Source organism: Streptococcus sp. 27098_8_66, from assembly GCF_041431945.1.
Lineage (GTDB): Bacteria > Bacillota > Bacilli > Lactobacillales > Streptococcaceae > Streptococcus > Streptococcus dentalis.
Genome location: NZ_JAPVYS010000002.1, coordinates 202,810 through 224,620 on the forward strand (window position 1 = coordinate 202,810; position 21,811 = coordinate 224,620).

The following is a 21,811-nucleotide window of genomic DNA, read 5'->3' on the forward strand; positions in this document are numbered from 1 at the left end:
TATGCAACGTTTACTTTTATATGTTCACTACAATAAGTTTAATTTTATTAGTGGGCATGTACTCTATCAATTAGAAAAGATTCGCCCCTTGTATTCACGGGTGGTCTTTATCTCCAATAGTCAGCTACCAGAAGATGTGAAGTCTAATTTAGTAGCACAGCATCTGGTAGACGATATTCTAGAGCGCCAAAATAGTGGCTTTGACTTTGCGGCTTGGCGGGATGGAATGAAGACAGTTGGCTTTGACCAACTGGCTCATTTTGATTCGGTTACCCTCATGAATGATACCTGTTTTGGACCGCTTTGGGATCTAGACCCCATTTATCAGCAGTTTGAACATGATGATGAAGTGGATTTCTGGGGAATGACCAATTACCGGAAAGACAAGGATTTTAACGAGCATATTCAGAGTTATTATCTCAGTTTTAAAAAACAGGTGTTGACATCAAGCGCCTTCCTAGAATTTTGGCAGGGTGTTCAAGACTTCACCAATGTTCAAGATGTGATTGATCACTACGAGACCAAGGTCACAACGAATTTCTTGGATGCTGGTTTTCGCTATAAGACGGTCTTTGATACCATTCATGAAGACACCATAGGGATGCTCTATCCGGACTTTTCTTACTACAATCCTACAGCGATTCTCCTTCATAAGGTTCCTTTCATCAAAGTCAAAACTATTGCAAATAATGAAGGAATCATTCCTTACATTTTTGATGAATTGGAACGTATATCGGACTATCCATTAGATTTGATTCTCAACCACATGTCTATGATTGATCGTCCGGACTATCCGTATTTGTTATCGCGTAAGTACTTGAAAAACAAAGAATTGGAAGAGAATTTCGATAGAAAAGTTGCGGTTCATCTCCATGTCTTTTATGTGGACCTCTTGGAAGAATTTCTAGATGCTTTCCAAACTTTTCATTTCACCTATGACTTATGGATTACGACAGATGTAGAAGAGAAGAAGCAGGCTATTGAGAAAATTCTTTCTCATCGAGCACAAGATACCACGGTTGTGGTGACTGGAAACATTGGACGAGATGTGTTGCCAATGCTGCTCTTAAAAGAGCAACTCTCCCAATATGATTATGTTGGCCATTTCCATACCAAAAAATCTAAAGAAGCAGATTTTTGGGCAGGTGAATCTTGGCGCAAAGAATTGATTGAGATGCTAGTGAAGCCAGCGGATCAAATCCTTGCCAACATGGAAGCCAATCCAAAAGTCGGAATCACTATCGCAGATATTCCAACTTTCTTCCGTTACAATCGAATAGTGGTTGCCTGGAATGAAGCTCTTATTTCACCAGAGATGAACAAGCTCTGGGAACAGATGAATGCTACCAAGACAATTGATTTCAAGAATCTCAATACCTTTGTCATGAGCTATGGGACCTTTGTTTGGTTTAAATATGATGCTTTGAAACCACTCTTTGATTTGAATTTGACAGCAGCAGATGTCCCGGCTGAACCTCTTCCTCAAAATTCGATCCTTCATGCGATCGAACGTTTGTTGATCTATATTGCTTGGGATCAAAAGTACGACTTTAGAATCTCCCAAAACCCACATGTTCTCACACCATTTATTGATAATAAGCAATTGAACAATCGCGAAGATCTTCAACCCCATACCTTTGTAGACTTTAATCAAATCGGTGGGATCAAAGGAGCCTTGAAGTATATCGTAATCGGTCCAGCAAGAGCTGTGAAATATATAGTAAAAAGAATGATAAAGAAAGTGAAATAATGAAACGGAAAGAAGAGTTTAATATTAAGGAATTTATCCTCTCAGTTTTATCGAAAGTCTCAAGAACCCAGTGGTATTATGTGATTACTTTCGTTCTATTTTCTTTTTTTAATTTTTATCTAGCCCAGAATAATCTTGCTGTTCACAACAAGGCAACTGGTACAGTCTTACAATATGTCAATTTTTTAGGAATTTTATTTGGAATAAGTTTCCTACTATTAGTTTCAATATTATCCCAGTTCAATTTTAAAAAATGGTTTCCATTCAAACTGGTTGTCAGTTATTTGGTTTACAATACTCTATCTTATTTGACGGAAATCACGATCTATTTGAATAATCCAAAATACAAGGTTTGGAATTTTGATCAGAATCCATTCTTTAGAACGGATTCCTACCTTTTTGTTTTCCTTCTGTTTGCTTCTACAGGTGGTTTGGTTCTATTGCGACAGCATTATGATAAGCTCCCTAGTCGGAAAAAAGGAGGAGAAGAGATAGGCGAGAACTACCAGTATCTGGTTTTGTCACAACTCTTGATCACTTTTATCGTAACAGATAAAAATTTTTCTACCCTTATTTACAGGACGGATAATTTTTTGTATAAGGCGTTTGAAATTGGCAAATACTCAGCCCAACAATTCTGGTTGACGAATGAATTCTTATACTTTCTATTCCCGTTGATTTCCTTACTTGGATTCTTGTATACAAAAGGGCAGCGAGATTTTGTCAAGAACAAACCGAGTTTCTCTTTAGTGTTCTTCTCTAGTACCACTATTGCAATCGTATTGAATTATTTTATCCAATTTAGTTTAGGTCGAACAGAACCCTTCTTAGGCGTTCATTACACGATTCCAGATGCCATCATATTTCAAATTCTCATTCTGACAGCGATCCTCATCTTAGTTTATTTTTGTATCAATCAATATTGGATCGCTACCTGTCTCATTTCCATTGTTTCCATAGCTTTTGTGGTTGCTAATTCCATTAAGTTTGGAATGAGGAATGAACCAGTTTTACCGAGTGATTTAACTTGGCTAAGTAAACCAATGACCCTTTTGAGTTTTGTGGACAAAGCGCAAATGTTTTACATCCTTTTATTGGTGGTCTTTCTGGTTTGTCTACTAATTGTTGGGAAAAAGTACCTGTTCAAGGGAAGAATTATTTCCTCATGGAAAATTCAAATTGTAGCTATCGCTATGATGCTCTTGTGTTTTAAGAGTGTCAATGGAATATTCAGTGATAAAGAAAACGGTAAAATCAAGGCCAATGTACCAATTATTAGCACCCTGAACAATTATCAGGATATTAATTGGCTAGGCAATACGACCAATGCACGTTATAAGGGCTTGTCCTATGTTTGGATGAATCAATTAACAACAGAAGTTATTCTAAAACCGGATGGTTATTCAAAAGAACGTCTTGAAAAGATAGTCAAAAAATATACTAATTTGTCGAATGAGATCAATAAGGAGAGAAGTAACTACTTAAACGATCAAACAGTCATCTATATACTGAGTGAAAGCTTTTCTGATCCTAGAAAAGTTGAGGGAGTAGAACTGACGCAAAATCCAATTCCAAATATTGAGAATATCATGAAGACCCATACGAGTGGGCAAATGCAATCGGATGGTTATGGGGGTGGAACTGCAAATATGGAGTTCCAGACTCTGACAGGTTTACCTTTCTACAATTTATCGCAAACTGTATCTGTCTTGTATACGGAAGTCCTTCCTAAGATCCATGATGTGCCATCTATCAGTAATGCATACTCGAAACAGAATAAGGTTGCTGTTCACTTGGCAGGTAAATCGAATTATTCTCGGGATATTGTGTATTCGCGGTTAGATTTCAAAGATTTCATTACGACCAATACAAAAGGGATCAAATATAGAAATGAAGGAATCAGTCCGAGTGATGAATCCACTTATAATATTGTTCTAGATAATTTAAACGACAAAACCGGACAATTCTTTTCTGTAATGACCATGCAAAATCATACACCGTGGTTGGAAGCAAATCCAGAATCTTTGGATGGTAAAGGTAAAGGGTTTAGTGATGAAGAAAATTCAAAACTAACCTTTTACAGTCGCTTGCTTTCACAAACAGACACCGCTACCCAATCCTTCCTGGAAAGTCTTTCTAAAATAGATAAGAAGATCACAGTGGTATTTTATGGGGATCACTTGCCAGGACTTTATCCTGAGTCCGCCTTTAAGAATAATCCGGAGAGCCAGTATCAGACAGATTACTTCATTTGGAGTAATTTTGATGCTCCAAAATTGAATTATCCTTTGGTCAATTCAAGTGATTTCTCTGCTATGGTCTTTGAACAGACCAATTCAAAAGTTTCGCCTTACTATGCTTTGTTAACAGAAGTATTGAAAAAAGCAAGTGTCGATAAAAAGGCTTTAGAAGGAGAAGCGTTAGAGATTGCGGATGATTTAAAAATGGTTGAATACGACCTGATTAGTGGGAAAGGTTACCTATCTAAAGACTTTTTTAAAGTTCCAACTAACCGATCAAATTAAAAGGAGGCTAGCAGGTAAAAATCTTTGTGTTTTTAGCTGTCTAGCTCCCTTTTTTTTGTTTTTTATGCTAAACTATTAGATGGGGGTACGCTCATGATTAAGATATTTGGAAAGGTCCATTATCATTGGCAACCGGACTTATCAATACTTGTGACTTATTGGTCCATTGCCGTGATTCCGGTCTTTATTGGACTGGCCTTGATGTATGAGAGCTCTAGTGTGCCAACGCTAGTTTTGTTTTCGTTCTTTTTATTTATGGTCTTGCTCGCGATTGGAGTTCATCGTTACTTCACGATCTATGAAGACGGGATCTTGCGGATTATTACAGCTAATCCTTTTACTCCAATCAAGGTGAAGATTGACTCGATCGAAAAGGTCGAAGTAAATAAGAAATCAATCAAGCTCATTTTTAATGACGGTTCGCGCAGTCGGACATTCTGTATGCGCAAATGGCCGAAAAAATACTTTATCAATGCACTTGCCTTAAATCCTTATTTTAAGGGAGAAGTAATCCTGACGGATAACTTCATCCATGTGGATTACTACGAGATGTATTATGCAGACAAATAAAAAGCCCTCTTAATCTTTTAAGAGAGCATGAGTGGGGCATTCTTTAATAGCCTCGAGAACATCGTTTGTGACAGGAACTTCCTTTTCGAGGAGGTCGTCCTCTTCAGCAGCAAATTTAACGATGCCATTGTCATGGTAATCAAATAATTCAGAATAGGTCTGACAGAGACCGCAAGCGATGCAACGATCTGGAATTAACGTAACTTTCATACTTCTATTGTAATGATTTTTACGAGAAAAAACAAGGAGGAAGTCATGGCAAAAGAACCATGGGAAGAAGATATTTACGATGATGGAGAAGAAACATTGAAAAGAACGAGTAAGTTAAACGGAATTAAGGCAGACCGTCTATTGACGATTTTAGCCATTATTTTCTTTGTAGTAGTAGTGGCGATGGTCTGCTTGTTGATTTTCCTTTCAACAGGTGGCAGCAACAAATCCAAACAAATGTCTGGTTTCTATAATGGTGAGACCAAGGTTGAACAGAAATCATCCGCCCCTGTGGCAAAGAACAAACAAGAAGCTACCGAGGACAGTTCGAAAAATGAAAACTCTGAAGAAGGAACGATTACTGTTCAAGCAGGAGAAGGGGAAGCAGCTATTGCAGCGCGTGCCGGCATTTCCATTGCTCAATTGGAACAGTTAAATCCATCTCACATGTCTACAGGATCATGGTATGCCAATCCTGGTGATGTCGTTAAGATTCAGTAGGAGTTGAGCACAGCATGAAACAAATTCAAATTGCTATTGATGGACCGGCTTCTAGTGGAAAGTCCACGGTTGCGAAGATCATTGCTAAGGATCTAGACTATACGTATCTAGATACGGGGGCTATGTATCGTGCAGCGACTTACCTAGCTTTGCAAAATAAACTGACAGCCGAACAGGTTGATGACTTGTTAGACCTTTTAGATCAGTATCCGATTAGTTTTGGTCGTTCGGAAGACGGAGAACAGCTCGTTTTTGTAGCAGATGTGGATATTAGCCACCCGATTCGCGATAACCAAGTGACCAATAATGTCTCATGGGTTGCAGCACTTGCGCCAGTCCGTGAAAAACTTGTCGCTCTACAGCAAGAGATTGCAGCAGAAGGTGGCATTGTTATGGATGGTCGTGATATTGGGACAGTTGTCCTTCCACATGCAGAATTAAAGATCTTTTTGGTTGCTTCTGTGGAGGAGAGGGCAAAACGTCGCTATAATGAAAATGTTGAGAAGGGCATTACAGCGGATCTTGAATTGCTGAAAAAAGAAATCGCTGAGCGGGACTATAAGGACAGCCACCGTGCCGTGTCTCCTTTGAAACCTGCAGCTGATGCCATTCATTATGATACGACGGGTGTTGGAATTGCAGACGTTGTTGCCTTTATTGAAGAAAAAGCAAAAAAACTTCTTGACAAAGAATAAAAAACTTGATATTATATAAAAGTTGAGAAAAGCAGAAGTGAGAACTTCTCGCCTTGTGACGCAAGTTGCCTGGCCCCTACGGATCAAGTTTCAGTAATGAAATACATCATGTAGTTCGGGCCTGTTTTGCAGGCTCGTTCTTTGTTTTTCTCGAATAATAAAAAAGAGGTGAAAACCATAGCAAAGCAAGACTTATTCATCAATGATGAAATTCGTGTACGTGAAGTTCGCTTAATCGGTCTTGAAGGTGAGCAATTGGGTATCAAACCACTTAGCGAAGCGCAAGCACTTGCGGACGATGCTAATGTTGACTTGGTTCTCATTCAACCTCAAGCTAAACCTCCTGTTGCGAAAATTATGGACTACGGTAAGTTCAAATTTGAGTACCAGAAGAAGCAAAAAGAACAACGCAAAAAACAAAGCGTTGTGACCGTGAAAGAAGTTCGTTTGAGCCCAGTGATTGACAAGGGTGATTTCGATACAAAACTTCGCAATGCTCGCAAATTCCTTGAAAAAGGAAATAAAGTGAAGGTATCCATTCGCTTTAAGGGTCGTATGATTACCCACAAAGAGATTGGTGCTAAAGTTTTAGCCGACTTCGCTGAAGCGACACAAGATGTGGCGATCATCGAACAACGAGCTAAGATGGATGGACGTCAAATGTTCATGCAATTGGCGCCAGCAACTGACAAGAAATAATCTGTCAGAAAGTTAAAAAAAGGAGAAAATATCATGCCAAAACAAAAAACACACCGCGCATCAGCTAAACGTTTCAAACGTACAGGTTCTGGTGGACTTAAACGTTTCCGTGCTTACACTTCTCACCGTTTCCACGGAAAAACTAAGAAACAACGTCGTCATCTTCGTAAAGCATCTATGGTGCATGCAGGAGATTTCAAACGTATCAAAGCAATGCTTACTCGCTTGAAATAATCGCGTATTTGTAAGTAAAGAATTCTAGGAAATATTGGAGGAAATATAAATGGCACGTGTTAAAGGTGGCGTTGTATCACGCAAACGTCGTAAACGTATTCTTAAATTAGCTAAAGGTTACTATGGAGCTAAACATATCTTGTTCCGTACTGCAAAAGAACAAGTAATGAACTCTTACTACTATGCATACCGTGACCGTCGTCAAAAGAAACGTGACTTCCGTAAATTGTGGATCACACGTATCAATGCGGCAGCTCGTTTGAATGGACTTTCATACTCACAATTGATGCATGGTTTGAAATTGGCTGAGATCGAAGTTAACCGTAAAATGCTTGCTGACTTGGCTGTTAACGATGCAGCAGCTTTCACAGCTCTTGCAGATGCAGCGAAAGCAAAACTTGCTAAATAATATTTATAAGACTGGGAAGGTTTTCTCAGTCTTTTTTTCTTGTTGATTTCATGCTATAATGAAAATAATCGTAAGCAATATGAGGAGAGATGGAGGATACAAAGGTGCCACACAATCGACTAGCATGGGATGAATATTTTGCAGCACAGGCCTTACTGATTTCGAATCGAGCGACCTGTAATCGCGCTAAGGTAGGGGCCGTTCTGGTTAAGGATAATAAGGTCATTGCAACGGGTTATAATGGGTCCGTTTCTGGGACAGATCATTGTCTAGAGGATGGCTGCCTCATGGTCGAGGGACATTGTGTCCGGACGATTCATGCGGAAGTCAATGCGATTTTGCAAGGAGCTGAACGTGGAATTCCCAAGGGCTTTACAGCTTATGTGACGCATTTTCCTTGTCTCAATTGTACCAAGCAATTGCTTCAAGTCGGTTGCAAGAGAGTGGTATACATTCATCAGTATCGGATCGATGAATATGCTGAGTATCTTTACCGTGAAAAAGAAGTAGAACTGGTCAATTTACCAATTGAAGAAGTGAAACGAGCTATTGCAGAGGCTGATTTTATTTAGGGAAGCTTCCAGTCTATTTCATGATATGTTAGCAATCTAATTGAAAACCTGTTCAAATTAATGTTTAAGAGATAGCATTGAATAGATGGCTATCATGAAAAGAATAATGGAATCAAGAATAATGGTGTTAAAGGAAAAACATAAAAATATAAGAAAGGAAGGAGAAAGTGATGACAAACCAAGAGAAACATTTTGAGGAAAATAAAGAACATAGTAAGTTAAGTGAAGATTATCCCAATTCTGTATCTGTTCAGAATCCTCCAAAAGAAAATAGCTTACATTCTATTCTTCTTTCAGCGACATTTTACTTATCCATTATCTATCTTGTATTGTTTGTCTTTTACTTTGCACCTTGGGGTTATGGTTGGGGATTTGTCGTTTTGATTTTCCTTGGTCCAAACTTATTAAGTCTTGCGATTGGGGCCTTTCTAATTCGACTAGGGATGAAGAAGGGGAATAAAAGCCTTCTCTATGCGAGTGTTGGACTCTATCTGCTGTCTATCATCTTGGCTTTTGATCCGGACTGGGAAATATTTCGAATTGCTCCCTTATGTTTAGGTATTTTGGATTTAATCGGAACACTCCTGGTTAAAGAAGAGAAAAGCTCTTAATCAAAAAATGGGTATGGTCAACTCTACTCAATAAAAAGTATTCGGGTCGATCAAAGAGACAGTTAAATCAGTTCTTCCGCTCTATTTTAGGCGCTATTATTTGAAAGAATAACTAAAAATGTTAGGAGAAAGTTATGACAGATCAACAAAAAAATCCTGAAGTAGATAAAGAAAATGAGGCATATGCTTCAGATGAAAGTCTTTTTCCAAACAATGAAATGAAGCCAGAGAAGAGAGTTGGGACTTCTGCAATACTTTCTTTTGCCTTGTTCATAGCCATTGCTTATACAGTTTTACTTTTATTAGGTCTCTTTTCAATGGGAGCGTGGGCTGGTGGCTTTTTGTACTTTTTGGGAATCCATATGATTAGCTTTGTTATTGCAACTATCCTCTTGTGGAATGGAAAAGCAAAGGGCAATAAAACAACTCTTTATATAGCAGCAGCTATTTATGTTTTTTCATTTATTGCTGCGGGTGATCCGGATTGGGTGATTAATCATATACCACCGCTTGTGGTAGGAGTGCTGGTATTGATTGGAACTGTGTTGTTTAAAAATGGAGAGTGACTAGTGTAGATGGGATTGAAGATTTTTATAAATATGTTGTAATTTAACTATGTAATAGCATCCATTGCTGTGCGGTTACCTACTATTTTTGAAGATAAAGAAGTACCGTGTGAGGGTGCTAGATCTTGCCTACTGGACTCGTTAATTGATAGATACCCTATGGGGTATTTTTTGTGAACTTTTTAGGAACTTTGAGAACTATATTCAAGTCGGTATAATTAGGTAGTTTATAGACTAAAAAAACTGATCTAATAGGCTTCTTGCAAAATAATTTTCCATATCATTGGTAATGTGTTATAATGAAGTGTTATATGGTCCCGATAAGGTGATAGTCTATCTATCAGTACTTTGTAACTCTATAACAATATTTTTTAAGGGGGGACATTTTTATGTCAGAACGTAAATTATTCACGTCTGAATCTGTATCTGAGGGGCATCCAGATAAGATTGCAGACCAAATTTCAGATGCTATCTTGGATGCTATTTTAGAGCAAGATCCAGAAGCTCACGTAGCTGCAGAAACAGCTGTTTATACTGGTTCCGTGCATGTCTTTGGTGAGATTTCTACAAATGCTTATGTCGATATTAACCGTGTAGTTCGTGATACGATTGCAGAAATTGGTTATACCAATACAGAGTATGGATTTTCTGCGGAGACGGTAGGAGTACACCCATCTTTGGTGGAACAATCTCCTGATATTGCCCAAGGGGTTAATGAAGCCTTGGAAGTACGTGGAAATGCAGATCAAGATCCACTTGATTTGATTGGAGCTGGAGACCAAGGTCTCATGTTTGGTTTTGCAGTGGATGAAACAGAAGAACTCATGCCATTGCCAATTTCACTCAGCCACAAGTTGGTTCGTCGTTTGGCAGAGCTTCGTAAGTCTGGTGAAATCAGCTATCTTCGTCCAGATGCGAAATCTCAAGTTACGGTTGAGTACGATGAAAACGACCGCCCTGTGCGCGTGGATACAGTGGTTATTTCAACTCAACACGATTCAGATGTCAGCAATGAACAAATTCATGAAGATGTCATTAACAAGGTTATCAAAGAAGTGATTCCAGCATCTTATCTTGATGATGAGACAAAATTCTTCATCAATCCAACCGGTCGTTTCGTTATCGGTGGACCTCAAGGAGACTCTGGTTTGACAGGTCGTAAGATCATCGTGGATACTTATGGTGGTTATTCACGTCACGGTGGTGGTGCCTTCTCTGGTAAGGATGCGACGAAGGTAGACCGTTCCGCTTCTTATGCAGCTCGCTACATTGCTAAGAATATCGTAGCAGCAGGTCTTGCTAAGAAGGCAGAAGTGCAATTGGCTTATGCGATCGGGGTGGCTCATCCAGTATCTGTTCGTATCGATACCTTTGGTACAAGTACTGTTGCTGAGAGCAAATTAGAGGCAGCAGCGCGTCAAATCTTTGATCTTCGTCCTGCAGGGATTATTCAAATGCTGGACCTCAAACGTCCAATCTACCGTCAAACAGCAGCTTATGGACATATGGGGCGGACAGATATCGACCTTCCATGGGAACGTTTAGACAAGGTAGAAGCCTTGAAAGAAGCTGTAAAATAATTAGATGAAATAGAAAAGTTAGGGTCAAGATGCTCCTAGCTTTTTTTCGTTTTGAAAATTCCTACAGATGGAAAAATAGGGCGATCTGTGGTATAATAGATGCAGTATTTTGAATACGTTGTCCCTTTTATTTCCGTTAAAAAAACGATAGTAAAAGGAAAAAGACTTGAAAGAACTAATAAATTAATAAGATGAAAAAAATTGTAATAAATGGTGGTCGCCCTCTAAAAGGAGAGGTGTCCATTAGTGGTGCAAAAAATAGCGTAGTAGCCCTGATTCCGGCGACCATTCTGGCGGATGATATCGTGACCCTTGACGGGGTACCGGATATCTCCGACGTGGCGAGTCTGATTGAAATCATGACCATCATGGGGGCTAAGATTGATCGCAATGAAGACAGCTTGATCATTGATCCACGTGGAGTGAAGAATATGCCTATGCCATTTGGAAAGATTAATAGTCTGCGAGCTTCCTATTATTTCTATGGCAGCTTGTTAGGGCGCTATGGTCAAGCAACGGTTGGGCTTCCTGGTGGGTGTGACCTTGGTCCACGTCCGATTGATTTGCATTTGAAGGCCTTTGAAGCGATGGGAGCCACTATGGCTATGGATGGCTCTAGTATGAAGCTTGCAACTGAAGGTCGGCCTCTTCAAGGAGCTAACATCTACATGGATACAGTTAGTGTCGGTGCAACGATCAATACGATTTTGGCGGCGGTCAAAGCTAAGGGACGGACAGTGATTGAAAATGCTGCTCGGGAACCTGAGATTATCGATGTGGTGACCTTGCTCAACAACATGGGAGCCCATATTCGGGGAGCAGGGACGGATATTATTATCATTGATGGTGTTCCCCATTTGCATGGAACGAGACATCAGGTGATTCCAGATCGCATCGAAGCTGGAACCTATATTGCCCTTGCAGCTGCTATCGGAGAAGGTATCCAGATCAACAATGTCCTGTATGAGCATTTAGAGAGCTATATTGCCAAGTTAGAGGAAATGGGTGTGCGTATGACCATTTCTGAAGATAGCATCTTTGTAGAAAAGCAGACGGGCTTGAAGGCGATCCAGATCAAAACGTCTCCTTATCCTGGTTTTGCGACTGATTTGCAACAACCGATCACACCTTTGCTCTTAACAGCAGCAGGACGTGGTCGAATCGTTGATACGATTTATGAAAAGCGGGTCAACCATGTGCCAGAATTGGCTAAAATGGGGGCCACTATTTCGACCTTGAACGACCATATTATCTATGAAGGGCCAAATCAATTGACAGGATCCAGTGTGAAAGCGACGGATCTTCGAGCTGGTGCGGCTTTAGTGATCGCAGGTCTGATGGCTTCTGGAACAACAGAAATTACAAATGTGGAATACATCCTTCGCGGGTATTCAGATATTATTCATAAATTGACCCAACTTGGAGCAGATATCCAGTTGGTAGAGGAATAGTGACCGAACTAGGGATCTGATAGTGGCGGCTGGATACACGAACAATGGAGTTTGACATGAATATTTGGACGCACTTAGCTGCCTATTCACTAATTGAAACACAAAGGTTGTATTTACGACCTTTTCTCTTTGAGGATGCGGAAGATTTTTATAAGATTGCTTCGAATCCTGATAACCTACAATTTATCTTTCCTGCACAAGCCGATCTTGCTGAAACTCAATATGTACTTGCCAACTATTTCATGAAAAATCCTTTGGGGGTTTGGGCCATCTGTGATAAGGAAACCAATCAGATGGTTGGCTCCATCAAGTTTGAAAAGTTGGATGAAATCAAGGGTGAGGCTGAGTTAGGCTACTTTTTACGCAAAGATTTTTGGGGAAAGGGTCTGATGACAGAAGCGGTCAAAGAGTTGGCCTACCTATCATTTGAAAAATTTCAACTGAAGGAGCTTAAGATTGTCACCCATGTTGAAAATGCAGGGAGTCAAAAGGTCGCTTTAAAGGCTGGTTTTCGTCTCTTTCGTCAATTCAAAGGGAGTGACCGCTATACGCGTAAAATGCGCGATTATTATGATTTCCGCCTAGGTAGAGGGGACTTTTATGAGTAAACACCAAGAGATTTTAGACTATCTCGAAAAATTACCGATTGGGAAACGTGTCAGTGTCCGCAGTATCTCCAATTTTTTGAATGTTAGTGATGGGACAGCCTATCGTGCCATTAAAGAAGCTGAAAATCAAGGAATTGTCGAAACGCGTCCTAGAAGCGGGACCATCCGTGTCAAATCGCAAAAAGCTGTACTAGAGCACCTGACTTATCGGGAAATTTTAGAAATCACCGGTTCTGAAATATTAGCTGGTGAAGAGGGGCTCGAAAAAGAATTTAATAAATTTTACATCGGTGCCATGACGGAGAAGCACGTCCTAGACTATGTGTCTGAAGGTGGGCTTTTGATCGTGGGAGACCGCACTAACATCCAACGATTGGCTCTTAAGCATGACAATGCGGTCTTAGTGACAGGTGGCTTTGAGGTCAGTGAGGATGTGATTGATCTGGCCAATCAGGTACAAATCCCAGTCATACGAACTTCACACGATACCTATACCGTCGCGACCATGATCAATAAGGCTTTGTCCAACATGCAGATTAAGACGGACATCTTGACAGTCGAGCAGGTCTATCGCCCCTTCCATGAGTATGGTTTTCTTTCTGAGACGGATACGGTTCGGGATTATTTAGATTTGGTCCGAAAGAATCGCTTTAGCCGCTTTCCAGTTGTCAATCAGCACCAGATGGTGGTGGGCGTCGTGACCATGAGAGATGCTGGAGATAAGGTGCCTCAGACGACCCTTGATAAGGTGATGTCACGGACCATCTTTACTACCAATTTGTCCACAAGCATTGCGACGATTAGCCAACGGATGATCGCTGAAGATTATGAAATGATTCCTGTTGTTCGTAATAACCAGACCTTGCTGGGGGTTATTACGCGGCGGGATGTTATGGATCGGATTAGCAAGGTGCAGTTTTCGAGCTTACCAACCTTTAGTGAGCAGATTGGTCAAAAGATTCAAACAGAGAACGACCATTACCAATTCACAGTGGAGCCAAGTATGCTGGAGAAAAGCGGTGTTTTGGCCAATGGGGTGATGATCGAAGTGCTGATGAAGGTTGTTCGCAAGATGATGCAACACAGTGGGCGTAGCTTGATTGTCGAACAGTTGATCATCAATTTTTTACAGGCTGTACAGGTGGATGATGTGATCCGCATTGAACCCCAACTTGTTCGAAGAACCAGACGTTCAGCCTTGGTTGATTTTAGCTTGTATTTAGATTTGCAGCTAGTCGCAAAAGCAACCATTACGATTAAGATTAATTAAACAAAAAGAAATGAGGAGACAATGATTACATTAAAATCACAACGTGAAATTGAAGCCATGGATCGTGCAGGAGATTTCCTTGCCAGTATCCATATTGGATTACGTGACTTGATCAAGCCAGGGCTTGATCTTTGGGAAGTTGAAGAATATGTCCGTCGTCGCTGTAAAGAAGCCAATGTCTTGCCGCTTCAGATCGGTGTAGAAGGCAGTCTCATGGACTATCCTTATGCGACTTGCTGTGGTTTGAATGACGAAGTAGCCCATGCTTTTCCACGTCACGTCATTCTTAAAGATGGGGATCTCCTCAAGGTGGATATGGTCTTGTCTGAACCACTGGATAAGTCTGTTTTGGATGTTTCAAAATTAGATTTTGATAATGTGCCGCAAATGAAGAAGTACACTGAGTCCTATTCTGGCGGCTTGGCAGATTCTTGCTGGGCTTATGCGGTTGGAAATGTTTCGCAAGAAGTTAAAGATTTGATGGACGTGACCAAAGAATGTCTCTATAAAGGAATTGAAAAAGCAGTCGTCGGCAATCGCTTGGGAGATATTGGCGCAGCGATTCAAGAGTATGCAGAAAGCAAGGGCTATGGCGTGGTGCGTGATTTGGTCGGCCACGGTGTCGGGCCTACCATGCATGAAGAACCAATGGTCCCACATTATGGTCGTGCTGGACGCGGTCTTCGCTTACGTGAAGGGATGGTCTTGACGATTGAGCCAATGATTAATACCGGTACTTGGGAGATTGATACAGATATGGAAACTGGTTGGGCCCATAAGACACTCGACGGTGGCCTTTCTTGTCAATACGAGCATCAATTTGTGATTACAAAAGATGGTCCAGTGATCCTGACTAGTCAAGGTGAAGAAGGAACATATTAAAACTAGAGAGGAAAGAATGGAGCTGAAGGCAAGTGTCTGGTTTCGCTCTTTGCTCTTTTTTAGTAAAATGGGGAGGTGACGAATGAAAAAGGTCCTACAAAAAGTACTGGGACAGCCATTTATAAAGGGCTTCGTGCGGTTTTATCAGAGTGCAGAGTCTGATATCACCAGCATTGCTGTAGCCTATTATTTGCTGATCTCCATTTTTCCTTTGATGCTGATTGCAGCCAATATTTTACCCTACTTTCATATTCGTCCCACTCAGATTCTTTTGAGCTTACAGAAAGTTTTGCCAGCCTCCTTATATCGAATAGTGGCACAGATGATTTCGAGTGTCTTGACCAAACCTTCGACAGGCTTACTGAGTTTCTCGATTATTTCTGCTTTGTGGATCTTCTCTCAGAGCATTGCCTACCTCCAAAAAGCCTATAACAAGAGTTATGGGGTGGAAAAGGAGCGTGGTATTATCTGGGGGCGACTCTTTAGCTTTCTGATCAGTTTTGCCTTGCAGGGCTTGTTTGGACTTTCGCTGATCCTTTCCATGTTTGGGAAGATGATCGTTCGCTATCTTTATCAGACCTTTTCATTTGATCGGACGATTTATGTGCGCTTACTGAATTTGACTGAGCCGACCATCTATCTCTTGCTTTTTGTCAGTCTGGTCTTGCTCTATTACACCCTTCCAAATGTCAAAATTCCAAAATTTAGATATGTTCTTCCAGGAGCGACCTTCGTTGTTGCTGTCCTGTATGCGATCTTGAATATCTTTTGGAAATATGTGGATCGTTATGTGAGTCATTTTTTAGATGCTCGTTTCTTTGGTTCGGTCGTCCTAGCGGTTATCATGTTTTGGTTCATCTTGGTGGCTAAAATCATGATTATTGGTTGTATTTTAAACGCCAGTATTCAATTTGCTAGAGAAGCCAAGTTCCAAACGCGCAATGGAGAAATTGTCTCCAAATTAAAAACGGAAGAAGTAGCTTTTCGGCATAAAGAAGCTTCACAAATATTAAAGCGTCGCTTACGCTTGATAAAAAAAGATAATACGGAATAAGGGAGAGTGGGACAGAAATCAGTAATTCGTTAGAATTCGATTTCGTCGTCCCACCTCCTCACAGTTGAGTAGGACTGTAAAAGCTAATGAAATCAGCGTAGTAGAGCCCACTCAACTACTGCGTCTTGCTCGACAATCCAAAAATAATTGAGAGGCTAGGACTTTTGTCCCAGCCTCTTTTTTTCTTATCTATTTTGTTGCATTTGCAACAAAAATGTGTTATGCTATTGTCAATAGGAAAGGAGGAGTGAGATGAGTATTTTGCGTGAAATTGGCATCATTGCGCGAGCACTGGATTCTATAGCAAATATTGAATTTCGAGATTTGGATCTGGCGCGTGGTCAATACCTTTACTTGGTGCGAATTGCGGAGCAACCTGGAATGATTCAGGAAGAACTCTCTGAGCTCTTAAAAGTAGATCGCTCAACTGTTGCCCGATCCGTAAAAAAACTAGAAGAACGAGGCTTGATTCAACAGCGCCCAAGGAGTGAAAACCTCAAAACCAAGGAATGGGAATTAACTGAAAAAGGCAAGAAGATTTACCCCTTCATTTTAGGGGAGCATCTTTACTCTGAAAAAACTGCCTTAAAAGGATTTTCAAAAGAAGAAGTCTCACAGTTAGAGGAGTATCTCATCCGAGTTCGTGAGAATATCACCTTGGATTGGGAGCTAGTCAAAAAAGGTCAAAAAAGAAATTATAGTGAGGTAAAGCAATGAAAGTGACAGTCGATCAAGCATTTTGGGATTTATTCCCAACAGCTAGAATTACAGTGATGTCCTTGTATGGCATTGATAATACAGTAGATGAAGCCAAGGATCCTTATTTCAAAGAATTGTTGGACAAGGGTGCCAAGCGAGCATGGGAATTTATTGATGAAGAAAACTATACCCAGAGTGAGTTCGTTCAAGAGTGGCGTCAAGCTTTTAGCAAGTTTAAAACAAAAAAAGGAGCCCGATCTTCAATCGAGGCACTCTTAAAACGGGTTCATCAGGGACGTGAATTCTATCCGATTAATCCTTTGGTGGATCTTTACAATAGTGTGTCTATGGCTTATGCCCTTCCTTGTGGGGGAGAAGATATGGATAAATTGGTGGGGGGACTCTCTCTAGGACAAGCGAAAGGAGGCGAACCTTTCTTTCCGTTAGGAGCTGAAGAAGATTCGCCAGCTTTGGAAGGGGAGATCATCTACTACGACCAAGAAGGAGCCGTTTGTCGTTGCTTGAATTGGCGTGAGGCTCAAAGAACCATGCTAACAGAAGATACCAAGGACGCTATCCTGGTTATTGAAGCCATCAATGAGGAGCAGGCCAAACGGGCTCAAACAGCCATGCAGGAATTGAAAGATCTAGCCAAGGATTATTTTGGGGTTGAAGGCACCATCTATCAATTAAGTGCAGAGCATGCAAGTATAGAAGTTTAAAAGAATAAGGCTGAAACAATCGTTTCAAGCCTTGTTTTTATTTTTAAAGACGAAGAGTTTACTAAAGACGTAATTGAGGACCACAATGGCCACTTGTGCAAAGAGGGTTTCGATTAGATTGATCTGGCTTTTGTTATTGTGGACAAATTGCCCGATAATTCCTGGGAATTGCTTGACAAAGATTTCTGTTAAGGCCATGTCCAGTATAAAGGTCCCAGAGCGCGCAATCGCAAATCGGATTAGGCGCTGAAACCAGCCTTTTCTCTCTTGCTTAAAGACGATGGTATCATTGGTCGCAAAGGCAAAAAGGATCCCAGCAATGTTTCCAATCGCTGTCGCTAATCGTTCATCACGAGACACATGATAGATGAAGAGGCGGGTTCCGACGGAAACAATGGTTGTTGCTACTCCAAAAAATAGATAAGATAAAATCTCATTATCAAAAAATCTTTTAATTAGTGTTTTCATAAATTTAGTCTACCATAAAACCTTAAAATATGCTATACTTGAAAGGTTGAAAAAATAAATTATTCAACCCTTGGTGCTTAAAATCCTTTCGCCAAGCATATTATACGCGGGAAAACCGCTAAAGGAGAATAAATGAAACAGTTAACTGCTCGTGATATGGCACAAATTGCCATTGTTGCCGCGATTTATATCGTATTAACGATTACCCCTCCTCTCAATGCCATGGCCTATTATGGCTATCAATTCCGTGTTTCGGAGATGATGAATTTCTTAGCCTTTTACAATAAGAAGTACTTGATTGGGGTGACTCTTGGTTGTATGATTGCTAACTTATTTAGTTTTGGATGGATCGATGTCTTTGTCGGTGGAGGTTCAACCTTTGTCTTCTTAGGACTTGGACTCATTCTATTTAGTCGTTTCAAAAACAAGTTCTTGTTTGATGGTCTTATTCGCTTGGACCATTTCTTGTTTTCGATTTTCTTTTCCATCTCCATGTTTACGATTGCCTTGGAACTTTATTACCTTCAAGGCCAACCATTCTTCTATAACTGGTTGACCATGGGATTGGGTGAATTTGCATCCTTGATTTTTGGAGCGATTGTGATCAATCAACTTTCTAAACGGATCGATTTTACAAAATAAGAAAAGGGAGCTTTGGCTCCTTTTTTTAATGCTAAGAATGCAGTAAATTCAAGGCTAAATTAAGATTTTATGATAAAATAAGAACATGAAAACCAGAATGAAAGAATTAGTGGAATTACTCAATCGTTATGCTTATGAGTATTACACAAAAGACGCTCCATCAGTTTCAGATAGTGAGTATGATCAATTATATCGGGAGTTGGTGGAACTAGAAACTGCTCATCCAGATGAGATCTTACCAGAGAGTCCAACTCACCGTGTAGGTGGGGTGGTTTTAAAAGGCTTTACCAAATACCAGCACCAGTATCCCCTTTATAGTTTGCAGGATGCTTTTTCGCGTGAAGAATTAGAAACCTTTGATCAGCGTGTCCGTAAGGAATTTCCTTCCATCAGCTATGTATGTGAGCTGAAGATCGATGGCTTGTCCATTTCCCTCACCTATGAAAATGGTGTCCTTGTAACGGGGGCAACACGTGGGGATGGTTCTGTCGGTGAGGATATTACAGAGAACCTCAAGAGGGTCAAGGACATTCCTTTGGTGTTACCAGAGCCAATGAACATTACTGTTCGAGGCGAGTGCTACATGCCACGGGCTTCCTTTGATCGGGTCAATCAGATCCGTCAAGAAAACGGCGAGCCGGAGTTTGCTAATCCGCGGAATGCTGCTGCAGGAACACTTCGCCAATTGGATACGACAATCGTGGCCAAGCGAAATCTCGCAACCTTCTTGTATCAAGAAGTGAGTCCAACTGATCAAAGCAGTCAGGAAGGCGTGCTTGAGAAATTAGCCCGCTTAGGCTTTGTCGTGAACCAAGAGCGAGTGCTGGCTGAGGATATGGAGCAAATTTGGGACTTTATCCAAAAGGTAGCTCAGCTTCGAGACGATCTTCCCTACGATATCGATGGGATCGTCATCAAGGTCAATGACCTAGCTGTTCAAGAAGAACTAGGCTTTACCGTAAAAGCCCCTAAATGGGCTGTCGCCTATAAGTTTCCAGCTGAAGAAAAAGAAGCGAAAATCCTATCGGTGGATTGGACGGTTGGACGGACCGGAGTTGTGACCCCAACTGCCAATCTAACTCCAGTCCAGCTAGCAGGAACTACCGTTAGTCGGGCAACCTTGCACAATGTGGACTATATTGCTGAAAAAGATATTCATCAGGATGATACCGTCATCGTCTACAAGGCGGGTGATATCATTCCTGCGGTCTTGCGTGTTGTTAAAGATAAGCGAGTCTCTGATCAAGCATTAGCCATTCCAACTCATTGTCCGAGCTGCCAGAGTGAGTTGCTTCATTTCGAGGATGAGGTAGCCCTTCGCTGTATCAATCCACTCTGTCCAGCGCAGATCAAGGAAGGATTGAACCACTTTGCAAGTCGGGATGCTATGAATATCACAGGCTTGGGTCCAGCTGTTGTAGAGAAACTCTTCGCCGCTCAGTTGGTAGAGGATGTAGCTGGGATCTATCGTCTGACAGTCGAGGATCTATTGACCTTAGAAGGCTTTAAAGAAAAATCTGCTGAAAAACTCCATGAAGCCATTCAAGCTTCAAAAGAGAATTCAGCTGAGAAGTTACTCTTTGGTTTGGGGATCCGCCATGTCGGTAGCAAGGTTAGTCAAATCTTGCTCCAAGAATTCCATGACCTCGATCAATTGGCTACAGCTGATCCAGAACGAATTGCCAGCATTGACAGTCTCGGTATGGTCGTGGCTGAAAGCCTCAAGCGTTATTTCGCACAAGAAGGATCCAAGCGCCTATTGCAAGAGCTTCAAGAAGCTGGAGTCAATAGGACTTATCTTGGTGAAAAAGTCGCTGCTGATGCGGCCCTATCAGGAATGACAGTCGTTTTGACTGGGAAGCTAGAGCGACTCACGCGTTCAGAAGCCAAGGCAAAATTAGAAAGTCTGGGCGCTAAGGTAACTGGATCGGTTTCCAAAAAAACAGATTTGGTCGTTGCAGGTAGTGACGCTGGTAGCAAGTTAACCAAAGCACAAGAATTAGGAATCCAGGTAGAAGATGAGGCCTGGCTTGAAAGTTTATAGAGGATCTTTATGGTAGAACGAATCAAAAAAGCCCGTTTAATTTATAATCCGACCTCTGGGCAAGAAATTATCAAGAAAAATATTGCGGAAGTCTTGGATGTACTCGAAGACGTGGGCTATGAAACCAGCGCTTATCAAACGACTCCAGAACCATTTTCTGCTCAAAATGAAGCAGAAAGAGCCGCTAAAGCAGGCTTTGATTTAATCATTGCCGCTGGTGGAGATGGTACGATTAACGAAGTGGTCAATGGGGTCGCAGGTCTGGAAAATCGTCCGCAGATGGCCTTTATCCCGACCGGTACCACCAATGACTATGCGCGTGCCTTGAAGATCCCGATGGGTGATCCTGTGGCGGCTGCTCGCATTATCGAAAAGAATCAAACCATTCAGATGGATATTGGTCGTGCCTATGGCAGTAAGTATTTCATCAACATTGCTGCAGCAGGAACCATGACAGAATTGACCTTCAGTGTTCCAAGTAGTGTTAAATCTCGCTTGGGTTACTTTGCCTATGTGGCTGAAGCAGCTAAAATGTTGCCGCGAAACAAGGCTCGAAAGGTACGGATTGAGCACGACAATGGTGTCTTTGAAGGGCCAGCATCTATGATTTTTGTGGCCTTGACCAACTCAATTGCTGGCTTTGAAAGCGTGGCACCAGACGCTAAGCTCGATGATGGGAACTTTACCTTGATTATCGTAAAAACTGCTAAGCTCTTTAACATGTTGTCCTTGATGATTCAGGCCATCAATGGGGGCAAGCATGTGCACGATGAAAATGTAGAATATCTCAAGACCAAGAAGTTGACGATCGAAATGCTAGGGAAAAATGCTCAACCATTCCGCATCAATCTAGATGGGGAATACGGGGGAGATACGCCGGTTGAATTGGAAGTCTTCCATAATCACTTGGAATTCTTTGCAAATATTGATGAAATCAACAACGATGCTTTGGTTCACCCATCTGAAGAATAAAAACAAATAGTTGGAGTCCATTACGTGTTTTACAAGCGGATGGTTCCTTCGGTATTAAATTGGAAATAGGAAAATGT

At 41.1% G+C, this 21,811-nt stretch carries 24 protein-coding genes, 1 riboswitch and 1 other annotated feature; of the genes, 22 read left to right on the forward strand and 2 right to left on the reverse strand.

Annotated elements, in window-relative coordinates:
• Position 1 precedes the first annotated feature (1 nt).
• The 3 genes from O3642_RS02950 (at position 2) to O3642_RS02960 (ending at position 4,845) form a co-directional block, all read left to right on the forward strand.
• Entirely contained in the window at positions 2-1,750 is a 1,749-nt protein-coding gene (locus tag O3642_RS02950) for a rhamnan synthesis F family protein (protein WP_155125739.1), read from the forward strand.
• On the forward strand, positions 1,750-4,275 hold the full coding sequence (locus tag O3642_RS02955) for an LTA synthase family protein (protein WP_320910795.1): 2,526 nt from the start codon (positions 1,750-1,752) through the stop codon (positions 4,273-4,275). The genes O3642_RS02950 and O3642_RS02955 overlap by 1 nt, the downstream gene beginning before the upstream one ends.
• A 93-nt stretch (positions 4,276-4,368) precedes the next feature.
• Positions 4,369-4,845, forward strand: a complete 477-nt coding sequence (locus tag O3642_RS02960; RefSeq protein ID WP_003003650.1) for an EbsA family protein — start codon at positions 4,369-4,371, stop codon at positions 4,843-4,845.
• A 9-nt stretch (positions 4,846-4,854) separates the two neighbouring features.
• On the opposite strand, the gene O3642_RS02965 is transcribed toward O3642_RS02960, so the two are convergent.
• Entirely contained in the window at positions 4,855-5,055 is a 201-nt protein-coding gene (locus O3642_RS02965; RefSeq protein ID WP_003006690.1) for a ferredoxin, read from the reverse strand.
• A 45-nt stretch (positions 5,056-5,100) separates the two neighbouring features.
• Here O3642_RS02965 and O3642_RS02970 point away from each other — a divergent pair, with 45 nt between their 5' ends.
• The 16 genes from O3642_RS02970 to O3642_RS03045 all read left to right on the forward strand — a co-directional run bounded on the left by O3642_RS02970 (position 5,101) and on the right by O3642_RS03045 (position 17,608).
• Positions 5,101-5,556, forward strand: a complete 456-nt coding sequence (locus O3642_RS02970) for an SAG1386/EF1546 family surface-associated protein (protein ID WP_155125743.1) — start codon at positions 5,101-5,103, stop codon at positions 5,554-5,556.
• Positions 5,557-5,570: 14 nt separating this feature from the next.
• Positions 5,571-6,251 (forward strand): (d)CMP kinase, encoded by a 681-nt coding sequence (cmk, locus tag O3642_RS02975; RefSeq protein ID WP_155125745.1) that lies wholly within the window; start codon positions 5,571-5,573, stop codon positions 6,249-6,251.
• Between the two features lie 23 nt (positions 6,252-6,274).
• Positions 6,275-6,403 (forward strand) — a sequence feature (ribosomal protein L20 leader region).
• Positions 6,404-6,419: 16 nt separating this feature from the next.
• Entirely contained in the window at positions 6,420-6,950 is a 531-nt protein-coding gene (infC, locus tag O3642_RS02980) for a translation initiation factor IF-3 (RefSeq protein ID WP_003003721.1), read from the forward strand.
• 33 nt (positions 6,951-6,983) lie between these two features.
• Complete coding sequence (gene rpmI / locus O3642_RS02985; protein WP_003003453.1) at positions 6,984-7,184, forward strand: 50S ribosomal protein L35; 201 nt, start codon at positions 6,984-6,986, stop codon at positions 7,182-7,184.
• A 49-nt stretch (positions 7,185-7,233) separates the two neighbouring features.
• Positions 7,234-7,593 (forward strand): 50S ribosomal protein L20, encoded by a 360-nt coding sequence (gene rplT, locus O3642_RS02990; RefSeq protein WP_005590588.1) that lies wholly within the window; start codon positions 7,234-7,236, stop codon positions 7,591-7,593.
• Between the two features lie 104 nt (positions 7,594-7,697).
• Positions 7,698-8,165, forward strand: a complete 468-nt coding sequence (locus tag O3642_RS02995; RefSeq protein ID WP_003003232.1) for a deaminase — start codon at positions 7,698-7,700, stop codon at positions 8,163-8,165.
• 170 nt (positions 8,166-8,335) lie between these two features.
• Positions 8,336-8,776 carry a hypothetical protein gene (locus tag O3642_RS03000; protein ID WP_151379015.1) on the forward strand — a complete coding sequence of 147 codons (441 nt, stop codon included), beginning with the start codon at positions 8,336-8,338 and terminating at the stop codon, positions 8,774-8,776.
• Positions 8,777-8,910: 134 nt separating this feature from the next.
• The gene (locus O3642_RS03005; protein WP_003003750.1) at positions 8,911-9,342 is read left to right on the forward strand and encodes a hypothetical protein; all 432 of its coding nucleotides are present in this window, start codon (positions 8,911-8,913) and stop codon (positions 9,340-9,342) included.
• A gap of 389 nt (positions 9,343-9,731) precedes the next feature.
• Positions 9,732-10,922: a methionine adenosyltransferase gene (gene metK, locus O3642_RS03010; RefSeq protein ID WP_371605357.1), complete on the forward strand. Its 1,191-nt coding sequence runs from the start codon at positions 9,732-9,734 to the stop codon at positions 10,920-10,922.
• A gap of 191 nt (positions 10,923-11,113) precedes the next feature.
• The gene (locus O3642_RS03015; protein ID WP_342986676.1) at positions 11,114-12,373 is read left to right on the forward strand and encodes a UDP-N-acetylglucosamine 1-carboxyvinyltransferase; all 1,260 of its coding nucleotides are present in this window, start codon (positions 11,114-11,116) and stop codon (positions 12,371-12,373) included.
• Positions 12,374-12,429: 56 nt separating this feature from the next.
• The gene (locus tag O3642_RS03020; RefSeq protein ID WP_151379012.1) at positions 12,430-12,981 is read left to right on the forward strand and encodes a GNAT family N-acetyltransferase; all 552 of its coding nucleotides are present in this window, start codon (positions 12,430-12,432) and stop codon (positions 12,979-12,981) included.
• The gene (spxR, locus tag O3642_RS03025; RefSeq protein ID WP_003011594.1) at positions 12,974-14,251 is read left to right on the forward strand and encodes a CBS-HotDog domain-containing transcription factor SpxR; all 1,278 of its coding nucleotides are present in this window, start codon (positions 12,974-12,976) and stop codon (positions 14,249-14,251) included. The genes O3642_RS03020 and spxR overlap by 8 nt, the downstream gene beginning before the upstream one ends.
• Before the next feature lie 21 nt (positions 14,252-14,272).
• Positions 14,273-15,133: a methionyl aminopeptidase gene (locus tag O3642_RS03030; protein ID WP_371605358.1), complete on the forward strand. Its 861-nt coding sequence runs from the start codon at positions 14,273-14,275 to the stop codon at positions 15,131-15,133.
• An 82-nt stretch (positions 15,134-15,215) separates the two neighbouring features.
• Complete coding sequence (locus O3642_RS03035; RefSeq protein WP_371605359.1) at positions 15,216-16,187, forward strand: YihY/virulence factor BrkB family protein; 972 nt, start codon at positions 15,216-15,218, stop codon at positions 16,185-16,187.
• Positions 16,188-16,439: 252 nt separating this feature from the next.
• Positions 16,440-16,904, forward strand: coding sequence for a MarR family winged helix-turn-helix transcriptional regulator (locus O3642_RS03040; protein WP_371605360.1), 465 nt, complete (start codon positions 16,440-16,442; stop codon positions 16,902-16,904).
• Complete coding sequence (locus tag O3642_RS03045; protein ID WP_155125759.1) at positions 16,901-17,608, forward strand: B3/4 domain-containing protein; 708 nt, start codon at positions 16,901-16,903, stop codon at positions 17,606-17,608. Before O3642_RS03040 ends, O3642_RS03045 begins: the two co-directional genes overlap by 4 nt.
• A 24-nt stretch (positions 17,609-17,632) precedes the next feature.
• Here the strand turns inward: O3642_RS03045 and O3642_RS03050 are convergent, their stop codons facing one another.
• Positions 17,633-18,076, reverse strand: a complete 444-nt coding sequence (locus O3642_RS03050) for a GtrA family protein (RefSeq protein ID WP_003003648.1) — start codon at positions 18,074-18,076, stop codon at positions 17,633-17,635.
• A gap of 28 nt (positions 18,077-18,104) precedes the next feature.
• A riboswitch (PreQ1 riboswitch) is annotated at positions 18,105-18,211 on the forward strand.
• Here O3642_RS03050 and O3642_RS03055 point away from each other — a divergent pair.
• From O3642_RS03055 to O3642_RS03065, 3 genes are all read left to right on the forward strand, one after another.
• A complete protein-coding gene (locus tag O3642_RS03055; protein ID WP_155125761.1) occupies positions 18,209-18,718 on the forward strand; it encodes a QueT transporter family protein in 510 nt (169 codons plus the stop codon). Its footprint overlaps the riboswitch before it by 3 nt.
• A gap of 85 nt (positions 18,719-18,803) precedes the next feature.
• Positions 18,804-20,762 carry an NAD-dependent DNA ligase LigA gene (gene ligA / locus O3642_RS03060; protein WP_155125763.1) on the forward strand — a complete coding sequence of 653 codons (1,959 nt, stop codon included), beginning with the start codon at positions 18,804-18,806 and terminating at the stop codon, positions 20,760-20,762.
• Between the two features lie 9 nt (positions 20,763-20,771).
• Complete coding sequence (locus O3642_RS03065; protein ID WP_003006748.1) at positions 20,772-21,734, forward strand: diacylglycerol kinase family lipid kinase; 963 nt, start codon at positions 20,772-20,774, stop codon at positions 21,732-21,734.
• Positions 21,735-21,811 lie beyond the last annotated feature (77 nt).

What these genes read in the sequence shown, in the direction of transcription:
- O3642_RS02950 (WP_155125739.1), top strand. Translation starts at nt 2, where the DNA reads ATGCAACGTTTACTTTTATATGTTCACTACAATAAGTTTAATTTTATT.
- O3642_RS02955 (WP_320910795.1), top strand. Translation starts at nt 1,750, where the DNA reads ATGAAACGGAAAGAAGAGTTTAATATTAAGGAATTTATCCTCTCAGTT.
- O3642_RS02960 (WP_003003650.1), top strand. Translation starts at nt 4,369, where the DNA reads ATGATTAAGATATTTGGAAAGGTCCATTATCATTGGCAACCGGACTTA.
- O3642_RS02965 (WP_003006690.1), bottom strand. Translation starts at nt 5,055, where the DNA reads ATGAAAGTTACGTTAATTCCAGATCGTTGCATCGCTTGCGGTCTCTGT.
- O3642_RS02970 (WP_155125743.1), top strand. Translation starts at nt 5,101, where the DNA reads ATGGCAAAAGAACCATGGGAAGAAGATATTTACGATGATGGAGAAGAA.
- cmk (WP_155125745.1), top strand. Translation starts at nt 5,571, where the DNA reads ATGAAACAAATTCAAATTGCTATTGATGGACCGGCTTCTAGTGGAAAG.
- rpmI (WP_003003453.1), top strand. Translation starts at nt 6,984, where the DNA reads ATGCCAAAACAAAAAACACACCGCGCATCAGCTAAACGTTTCAAACGT.
- rplT (WP_005590588.1), top strand. Translation starts at nt 7,234, where the DNA reads ATGGCACGTGTTAAAGGTGGCGTTGTATCACGCAAACGTCGTAAACGT.
- O3642_RS03000 (WP_151379015.1), top strand. Translation starts at nt 8,336, where the DNA reads ATGACAAACCAAGAGAAACATTTTGAGGAAAATAAAGAACATAGTAAG.
- O3642_RS03005 (WP_003003750.1), top strand. Translation starts at nt 8,911, where the DNA reads ATGACAGATCAACAAAAAAATCCTGAAGTAGATAAAGAAAATGAGGCA.
- metK (WP_371605357.1), top strand. Translation starts at nt 9,732, where the DNA reads ATGTCAGAACGTAAATTATTCACGTCTGAATCTGTATCTGAGGGGCAT.
- O3642_RS03015 (WP_342986676.1), top strand. Translation starts at nt 11,114, where the DNA reads ATGAAAAAAATTGTAATAAATGGTGGTCGCCCTCTAAAAGGAGAGGTG.
- O3642_RS03020 (WP_151379012.1), top strand. Translation starts at nt 12,430, where the DNA reads ATGAATATTTGGACGCACTTAGCTGCCTATTCACTAATTGAAACACAA.
- spxR (WP_003011594.1), top strand. Translation starts at nt 12,974, where the DNA reads ATGAGTAAACACCAAGAGATTTTAGACTATCTCGAAAAATTACCGATT.
- O3642_RS03030 (WP_371605358.1), top strand. Translation starts at nt 14,273, where the DNA reads ATGATTACATTAAAATCACAACGTGAAATTGAAGCCATGGATCGTGCA.
- O3642_RS03035 (WP_371605359.1), top strand. Translation starts at nt 15,216, where the DNA reads ATGAAAAAGGTCCTACAAAAAGTACTGGGACAGCCATTTATAAAGGGC.
- O3642_RS03040 (WP_371605360.1), top strand. Translation starts at nt 16,440, where the DNA reads ATGAGTATTTTGCGTGAAATTGGCATCATTGCGCGAGCACTGGATTCT.
- O3642_RS03045 (WP_155125759.1), top strand. Translation starts at nt 16,901, where the DNA reads ATGAAAGTGACAGTCGATCAAGCATTTTGGGATTTATTCCCAACAGCT.
- O3642_RS03050 (WP_003003648.1), bottom strand. Translation starts at nt 18,076, where the DNA reads ATGAAAACACTAATTAAAAGATTTTTTGATAATGAGATTTTATCTTAT.
- O3642_RS03055 (WP_155125761.1), top strand. Translation starts at nt 18,209, where the DNA reads ATGAAACAGTTAACTGCTCGTGATATGGCACAAATTGCCATTGTTGCC.
- ligA (WP_155125763.1), top strand. Translation starts at nt 18,804, where the DNA reads ATGAAAACCAGAATGAAAGAATTAGTGGAATTACTCAATCGTTATGCT.
- O3642_RS03065 (WP_003006748.1), top strand. Translation starts at nt 20,772, where the DNA reads ATGGTAGAACGAATCAAAAAAGCCCGTTTAATTTATAATCCGACCTCT.